The 7,490-nt window shown below is 67.2% G+C and carries 8 protein-coding genes; all 8 read left to right on the top strand.

Annotated elements, in window-relative coordinates; translation table 11 throughout:
• A partial coding sequence (locus tag F2P46_RS17610; RefSeq protein WP_208296668.1) for a transposase occupies nt 1-652 on the top strand: 652 nt, incomplete at its 5' end.
• Between the two features lie 248 nt (nt 653-900).
• Nucleotides 901-1,080: a Flp family type IVb pilin gene (locus tag F2P46_RS17605; RefSeq protein ID WP_166892228.1), complete on the top strand. Its 180-nt coding sequence runs from the start codon at nt 901-903 to the stop codon at nt 1,078-1,080.
• 91 nt (nt 1,081-1,171) lie between these two features.
• Nucleotides 1,172-1,705: a prepilin peptidase gene (locus tag F2P46_RS17600; protein WP_166892225.1), complete on the top strand. Its 534-nt coding sequence runs from the start codon at nt 1,172-1,174 to the stop codon at nt 1,703-1,705.
• A gap of 107 nt (nt 1,706-1,812) precedes the next feature.
• Nucleotides 1,813-3,240 (top strand): ATP-binding protein, encoded by a 1,428-nt coding sequence (locus tag F2P46_RS17595; RefSeq protein WP_208296667.1) that lies wholly within the window; start codon nt 1,813-1,815, stop codon nt 3,238-3,240.
• Nucleotides 3,237-4,136 (top strand): Flp pilus assembly protein CpaB, encoded by a 900-nt coding sequence (gene cpaB, locus F2P46_RS17590; RefSeq protein ID WP_166892222.1) that lies wholly within the window; start codon nt 3,237-3,239, stop codon nt 4,134-4,136. The genes F2P46_RS17595 and cpaB overlap by 4 nt, the downstream gene beginning before the upstream one ends.
• 43 nt (nt 4,137-4,179) lie before the next feature.
• Nucleotides 4,180-5,703, top strand: a complete 1,524-nt coding sequence (locus tag F2P46_RS17585; RefSeq protein WP_166892219.1) for a type II and III secretion system protein family protein — start codon at nt 4,180-4,182, stop codon at nt 5,701-5,703.
• Nucleotides 5,704-5,712: 9 nt separating this feature from the next.
• Nucleotides 5,713-5,985 (top strand): hypothetical protein, encoded by a 273-nt coding sequence (locus F2P46_RS17580; protein ID WP_166892216.1) that lies wholly within the window; start codon nt 5,713-5,715, stop codon nt 5,983-5,985.
• Complete coding sequence (locus F2P46_RS17575) at nt 5,982-7,478, top strand: pilus assembly protein TadG-related protein (RefSeq protein ID WP_166892213.1); 1,497 nt, start codon at nt 5,982-5,984, stop codon at nt 7,476-7,478. The genes F2P46_RS17580 and F2P46_RS17575 overlap by 4 nt, the downstream gene beginning before the upstream one ends.
• Nucleotides 7,479-7,490: the final 12 nt, after the last annotated feature.

Below are 7,490 nucleotides of genomic sequence, written 5' to 3'. Positions count from 1 at the left end.
CCTGATCGATGGGATGTCGAACATGGACTTCATTTTTGGTTTCGCCTGCAACACCAAGCTCCTTGCGATGGCCGAGCCGACCAGACTTCGCGCCATCGACCGGTGGGTGGCTGCGCAATCGCAGGACCTGGTGCCCAATGCGGTGCGTCTGTTCGATGAATTTACTTACAAGGCGCGTTCGTGGCCGAGGGCCTGGCGCGTGCTGCTCAAGGCCGAGGTCATGGCGCTTGGCGAGAACACGCGCTTCATCGTGACCTCGCTGCCAGGACTCGATGCCGGCATGTTGTACGAGGATATTTATTGCGCGCGAGGTCAGGCCGAAAATTACATCAAGCATCTCAAGGATGACCTCGCCGCCGACCGTACCTCCTGCACCAGCTTTCTCGCCAATTGCATGCGCTTGTTGCTGCACGCGGCGGCCTACATCCTGCATCAGCAACTGCGTACCGAAGGGCTGCGGCATACCGCACTGTCGCAGGCGCAGCCATCAACGGTCATTTCCAAACTGTTCAAAATCGCCGTGCAGGTCAGGCAGTACAAGAACAAGATCGTCCTTCACCTTCCGAGCGCCTGTCCGGCCAAACATCTGCTCCGGACCTTGACCGAACGACTGTACCTGTCGACACCGGCCAGGTCCCTCAACTCGTCCTGAGCAAGCCACGTCCGGTCTGCCGAGAACTGACCACCAACCCGCCAACCTTCAACCGCATACTGCTCCATTCGATGCCCCGTTCAATCGGGTAGGGCATCCATTACCCGCGACCATCGAAAACACTGCCGACGAGGTTTCGTATCGTCCAGCCAGCAACGCACTGGCAGTTCATGAAACATTCAGGCTAGGCAGCAGCGCTGCTGCACCTGGGCCAGAAGTATGCAGTTTTAATCTAACCGGAGGTCACCATGAGCACCATACCCACCGCAGTGCAAGCTTTTATCAACGACGAAGATGGCGCCACCGCCATCGAGTATGGCCTGATCGCAGCGTTGATCGCTGTCGGACTGGTCACGGCCCTCACCAATGTGAAGACCCAACTGGCTGCCTTGTTCCAGCAGATTGTCACTGACCTGACAGTGTCGTAACGCCATCCCGGCGCTGATCAGCCATTGTTCGCCACACCTCGCTTCCCGGGACGGGCACGCCTGTTCCGGGAGCTTTTTACGTGAGCCGCCCATGCCCGCCTTGTCGCTTTCCCAATTGGTCCTGATCGCCCTGCTGTTGGGCACCGTCGCCACCGACCTGGCCTCGCGCCGCATTCCCAACCGCCTGCTGGCGGCCGGCCTGGCCTGCGCCGCCATTTTGCACCTGTGTTCCGGAAGACCCTTGGCCCTGCTCGACACCGGCCTGGCCGGCTTCGCCACCGGCCTGCTGCTGTTCCTGCCCTTGTACTGCCTGCGCGGCATGGCCGCCGGCGACGTCAAGCTGATGGCCACCGTGGGCGCCTTCACTGGTCCCGCCATGGCTTTGCAGATCGCGCTGGCCGCCTTTTGCGCCGGCGGCTTGATGGCGCTCGTCATGATCCTCGCCAGCGGGCGCCTGCGCGACACCGGCGCCAACCTGATGGCGTTGCTGCGCCCCCTGTTCCTGCGCCTGTGCGGCATGCCGGTTGTGGCCGAGCCACTGCCGACCCCGAGTGTGGGAAATATGCCATACGCGCTCGCGATCGCCGGCGGCACCTTTTTCACTCTGGCGCAGCCTTGGCTTTAAGTTTCCGTGCGGCCATAGCTTGTTCCGTATCAAGCCGGTACAGGGGCCGGTGGCTAAAATAAATTGTGGCTTTTGGAAACGCCACTTGTCTTTGCGAGGAACCCGACATGAGTTATACCGCCCCGACCGGCGCGCTTCCGCCCAGCGGCTTACGGATCCGTGCTGCGTCACCCGATTACGCCAGCGGCAGTGCGCCGCCGCAACCGCGCTGCGTGCGCGACACCGGCCTGGAACTGAGCCTGATCGTCGAACTGGTCGCCAAGGCGATGTATTCGATCGGCAAGATCCACCTGCCTGTCCTTACCGGCAAGCTCAAGCTGTCAATCAATGTTTTGCGCGAAGCGCTTGACGCCATGCAGGTCGGCCACCTGGCCGAAGTGGCGGGGCGCGGCGATTCCGACCTCGACGTGCACTACCAGCTCACCGAGGGCGGGCGCCTGCGCGCGGCCGAGTTCCTGGCGCGCTGCCGCTACGTCGGCCCGGCCCCGGTCACCCTGCAAGCCTACCGCGACCTGGCCCAGCGCCAGTCGGGCCGGCAGGCCGGGGCCGCACAGGTCGGCATGGCCGAGATGGCCGCCGCCTTTGCCGACGACGTGCTCGAGCCGGGCGTGCGGGACCTGCTCGGCGCGGCCCTGCAGTCGCGCCGCCCGCTGTTGCTGCACGGTCCGTCCGGCAGCGGCAAGACCACCCTGGCGCGCAAGCTGGGGCGGCTGCAAACCGGGCTGGTGGCCATTCCGCATGCGATTTTGGTCGAGGGTCATATCGTGCAGTTCCACGATCCCGCCGTCCACATCCCGGCCCCGCCCCAGCATGCGCGCCACAGCGAGGAGCGGCGCAACCCGGATGCGCGCTGGATAATGTGCCAGCGCCCGCTGGTCCAGGTCGGCGCCGAGCTGGGCTACGAGATGCTCGACCTGCGCCTCGACCACGCCAGCGGCGTGTACCGCGCGCCGCCGCACTTCATGGCCAATAACGGCATCCTGCTGATCGACGACCTGGGGCGCCAGCGCCTGCCCACCGAAGAATTGCTCAACCGTTTCAGTGCTCCGCTCGACAGCGGCTGCGACCAGCTCACCATCGAAGGCGGCTACAAGATCGCGATGCCGTTCGACGTCACGCTGGTGCTGGCCACCAACCTCGCGCCGCAGGTCTTGCTGGACGAATCGTTCCTGCGCCGCATCGGCTACAAAATCCTGGTCGGGCCGCTGTCCGAGGCGGCCTATGCGACCTTGTTCCGGCGCCAGTGCCACCAGCATGCGCTGGCCTGCGACGAAGACGTGCTGTATTACCTGATCACGCGCCTGCATTACGGCAGCGGACGGCCGCTGCTGGCCAGCTACCCGGCCGAGCTGCTCGGGCGCCTGCACGATTTCGCCGCCTTCGCCGGCACCACCGCGCGCCTCTCCGCGGCGGCCATCGAACAAGCCTGGCGCAGCATGGCGCTGGACCAGGCCGCGCCGGCTCCCGGCGCGCCCCCGCCACCGATGACTTTTTCCGCCGATAGCGGCACCACCCTGTACGAGAGGATCATATGAAAAACAAACGCGCATTGCTGACCATGGGCGTGGCGGTCCTGCTGGGGATCGCCGCGGTTGTCCTCGCGTCGCTGTGGCTGCTCCGGCAGCCGGGCAATGCTTCCAGCCGCATCGTTGTCGCCAGCGGCGACATCAGCCGCGGCCAGCGCCTCTCGCCCGACATGCTGCGCCTGGTCGACTGGCCGGCCGCCACCACGCCCAAGGATGGTTTCAAAGACAGCCTCAAACTGAGCGACCGGGTGCTCAAGGCGAACGTCCTCAAGGGCGAGCCGCTGACCGAAGCCAAGCTGGCGCCGGCCGGCACCCTGGGCGGCTTGTCGGCCCTGATCAGTGAAGGCAAGCGCGCCATCACGGTGCGCGTCAACGATGTCATCGGCGTGGCCGGCTTTGCGCTGCCGGGCAATTACGTGGACGTCATCGTGCACACCGAGCGCGATCCGGACGAACACGCCAAACAGTCGCGCAACGGGCTGCACATTTCGAAGATCGTGCTCGAACGCATCCTGGTGCTGGCGGTGGCGCAGGAAGTGGGGCGCGATGAAACCAAGCCGAAAGTGGTCAACGCCGTCACGCTCGAAGTCACGCCGGAACAGGCCGAAGCGCTCGACCTGGCGCGCGGGGTCGGCTCGCTGTCGCTGGCGCTGCGCAACCAGGTCGATCCGGGATCGCCGCAGACCAGCGGCGCTACCAAGGCCAGCCTGCTCGACGAGCTGGCCGCCGCCGCGACCGCCGCCGCGGCAGCGCCGGCGCCGGCGACCAAAAGCGCGGCGCCGCCGGCCAGGCCCAAGGCGCCCGCGCGCGCCGCGCCGCGCAGCGCGCCGGTGGTGGTGGCGCACGTCCGCCGCGACTGCGTCAGCGTATTGAATGGCGTGACCACGTCACAAGAATGTTTTTGATGTTCGCGCACTCACCTTTCCGTCACCTCACAGGATGGCCGCTATGAACAACTGCAACAAGCAAGGCAAGATGAACCGGGCCGGCACGCTCGCGCTGCTGCTGGCGCTGGCCGGCGGCGCGCACGCCGCCGACAAGCAAGCCCAACCCCAGGCCGAACGCGCCGACAGCGGCCCGCGCTGCAGCGGCCAGGCCGCGCGGCCCGGCAATATGACCCTGTTGGTGGGCAAGTCGAACCTGATGCGCCTGCCCGAACCGGTACGCAACCGCAGCATCGGCAACGCCGCCGTGGTGCAAGCCATGCTGGTCGCGCCCGACACCCTGTATCTGCTCGGGGTCGATGTCGGCACCACCAATATGATCGTGCAGGGTAAAAGCGGGGCTTGCAGCATCGTCGACATCGTGGTCGGCATGGACCCCGCCGCGCTGCAGGCCAGCCTGGCCACCCTGATGCCTGAAGAAAAAGAGATCCGCGTCCACAGCGCCGCCGATTCGCTCGTGCTCAGCGGCACCGTGGCCGACGGCGCCGCCGTGCTGCGCGCGGTCGAACTGGCGACTGCTTTCGTCAGCCGGCCGCTGCGCTCGCTGGCGCAGCAGGGCGGCGACGCCGCCACCGGCGGCGCGGCCGCCACCACCGGCGCCGCCAGCGGCGCGAGCGGGGGCGGCGCGGCGCCGGCGGCGCGCGTGATCAACCTGCTGGCGGTCGGCGCACCCCAGCAAGTGATGCTCGAAGTGAAGATCGCCGAAGTCTCGAAAAGCTTGCTCGAACGGCTGGACGGCGGCGTCAAGTGGGGCTTCGGCTCGGGCAGCTGGGCCACCACCCTGCTGGCCGATTTCATCACCGGCAATGCCCAGGCCGCGCTCGGCGTGCGCCGCGCCAGCGGCAAGGGCGTCACCCTCGAGGCCCAGAAGCAAGATGGCATCGTGCGCGTGCTGGCCGAGCCGAACGTGATGGCCGTCAGCGGCCAGGAAGGCAGTTTCCTGGCCGGCGGCAGCATCTTCATTCCGGTGGCCCAGGATAACAACAAGGTCACCCTGGAAGAGAAGGAATTCGGGATCGGCCTGCGCTTTACCCCGACTGTGCTGGCCGGCGGGCGCATCAACCTGAAGGTGGCGCCGCAAGTGTCGGAAGTCTCGCGCGAAGGGATCGGCATCTCGGCCGCGGGCTTTAGCGGCGGCGCGGTCCTGCCGCTGATCACCACCCGGCGCGCCAGCACCACCTTGCAGCTGCACGACGGCCAGAGTTTCGCCATCGGCGGCCTGATCAAGAACAACCTGATCGCCAACCGCAAGGGCTTGCCGCTGCTGGGCGACGTGCCGGTGCTGGGGGCGCTGTTCCGCAGCACCGATTTCCAGCAAGACCGCACCGAACTGGTGTTCGTGGTCACGGCCCACCTGGTCAAGCCGCTGCCGCCGAACTACACCTTGCCCACCGATGGCCTGGCGCCGCTCTCGCGCAGCGAGGCGCTGCTGGGCGCGCGCATGGAAGGCCAGCCGCAGCCGCCGGCCGCCGCGGCGCCTGTCGCTTCGGCCACGCGGGCCACCCACAGCGGTTTTGAATTGAAATAGGAGAATGCCATGAACACACGCATCGTTCGCCGCATCGCCAGCCTGCTGGCAGCCACGCTCTGGCTGGGCGCTTGCTCGAGCACGCCGCACTGGGACGCGCGCTTCGGCCAGTCGCTGCGCGCCGCGCTGGCGGCCCAGGCCATCGACCCGGGCGCGGCGCGCGCCAACCGTCCTGTCAATGGACTCGACGGCAAGGCCGCGGCCGCCGCCTACGAGCGCTACCAGCATTCGGCCGCCGCCCCCGCCGCGCTGGCGCCACTGGCCATCGGGGCCGCAAAATGAAGCGCTCGCGTGTCCCGCCCGGGCGCCACCAGCGCGGCGCCTATGTGATCGTCTTCGCGCTGTTGCTGATGCCGCTGATGCTGCTCGGCGCCCTGGCGATCGACCTGTCGATGGCCTTCATGCGGCGTACCGACCTGCAGACTGCCGCCGACGCGGCCGCGCAAGCCGCCGCGCGCGGGCTCGACGGGAGCGCGGCCGGCATCGACAAAGCAAACGCGCGGGCCGAGGCTGTCATTATTTCCAGCGCCGTCGGCTATACCGCGCTGCTCTGGTCGCCGGACGCGCTGCGCTTTAGCGACAAGCCCGGCAGCGATGCCGACTGGCTGCCGGCCAGTTCCGCCAATACCGCCGCGAATGCCTCCCGGATGCGTTATGCGCGGATCGACACGAGCGAACTGTCCTCCGAGTTCGGCAGCGTGCGCACCGTGTTCGCCCGCGCCATCGGCTCTAAATCTCTCTACGCCACCCTCAAGGTGAGCACCGTCGCGGTGGCCGGACGCAGCCAGGTCCAGGTGACCCCGCTGGCGGTGTGTGCGCTCGACAACCAGCGCTACGGTTCGCGCAACAACGGCGGCGGCCTGGTCGAGTGGATCGAACACGGTTTCCGGCGCGGGGTCAGTTACAATCTGCTCGACCTGAACCCCGGCATCGCCGGCGCGGCCCCGCTCAATTACCAGGTCAACCCGGTCGATTTTCCGCCTGCGGCCGAAAGCGAGTCGAACCGCACGCTCGACGCCCTGCGCCCGATGGTGTGCAGCGGCACCCTGGCGCTGCCGTTCCTGCCCGACAATGCGACCGTGTATGTGCGCCAGAACTTCCCGCCTGAACTTGCCGCACAACTCAATTCGCGCTTCGGCCCGCTTGGCGCCGAGGCCCCGGCCTGTGATCGGGTGGCGGCCCCGGCCGATACCAACATCAGGGAATTCATGCTGCCCCCGTTCTGGATGGCACTACCGACGCAGCCTCCCACGCCGACTGCCTTGTCCGGCAGCGCGCTAGCGCGCGTGATTGCCGGTCGGCGCGTGACGATTGCCGACGTGAGCGGGGCGACCCCGTCCACCGACCGGACCAGTTACGGTCCGCTGTGGACGTTTGCCAAGCCGCTGCTCTATCAGGGCGCGGCCCCGGTCAACACCGGTGCCAAATTTTCCAAGACCAACTGGGCCACCCTGTACCCGATCGCGACGAGCGAGCAAATGCTGGCCAACGCCAGCGCCCCGGCCGACGGCGACGCTCTTCCCTACGATTCGACCCTGGCCATGTTCAGGACTGCGCCAGGCGGAGCGAGCGCCCCCGGTCTGAAGGGGCGCAGGATCCTGAATATCCCGCTGCTGTCGTGCCCGGTCGGCGCGGACGGCAAGGCTACCGTGCTGGCGGTCGGGCGCTTCCTGATGACCTCGCGCGCAAGCAGCACGGCGCCCGCAGTGTACGGCGAATTCGGCGGCCTGGCCGCGCCTGACAGCCTCTCTTCGGCCACGGTCCTGTTCCGATGAAAGCGTCTCCCA

Source organism: Massilia sp. CCM 8734 (genome assembly GCF_011682155.1).
GTDB classification, from domain to species: Bacteria; Pseudomonadota; Gammaproteobacteria; order Burkholderiales; family Burkholderiaceae_D; genus Telluria_A; species Telluria_A rubra.
The sequence above is the reverse complement of the archived record's forward strand: the minus strand, read 5'-3'. Positions and strand labels throughout refer to the sequence as shown.

Coding starts and splice junctions, on each gene's coding strand:
- F2P46_RS17605 (WP_166892228.1), top strand. CDS start 901: ATGAGCACCATACCCACCGCAGTGCAAGCTTTTATCAACGACGAAGAT.
- F2P46_RS17600 (WP_166892225.1), top strand. CDS start 1,172: ATGCCCGCCTTGTCGCTTTCCCAATTGGTCCTGATCGCCCTGCTGTTG.
- F2P46_RS17595 (WP_208296667.1), top strand. CDS start 1,813: ATGAGTTATACCGCCCCGACCGGCGCGCTTCCGCCCAGCGGCTTACGG.
- cpaB (WP_166892222.1), top strand. CDS start 3,237: ATGAAAAACAAACGCGCATTGCTGACCATGGGCGTGGCGGTCCTGCTG.
- F2P46_RS17585 (WP_166892219.1), top strand. CDS start 4,180: ATGAACAACTGCAACAAGCAAGGCAAGATGAACCGGGCCGGCACGCTC.
- F2P46_RS17580 (WP_166892216.1), top strand. CDS start 5,713: ATGAACACACGCATCGTTCGCCGCATCGCCAGCCTGCTGGCAGCCACG.
- F2P46_RS17575 (WP_166892213.1), top strand. CDS start 5,982: ATGAAGCGCTCGCGTGTCCCGCCCGGGCGCCACCAGCGCGGCGCCTAT.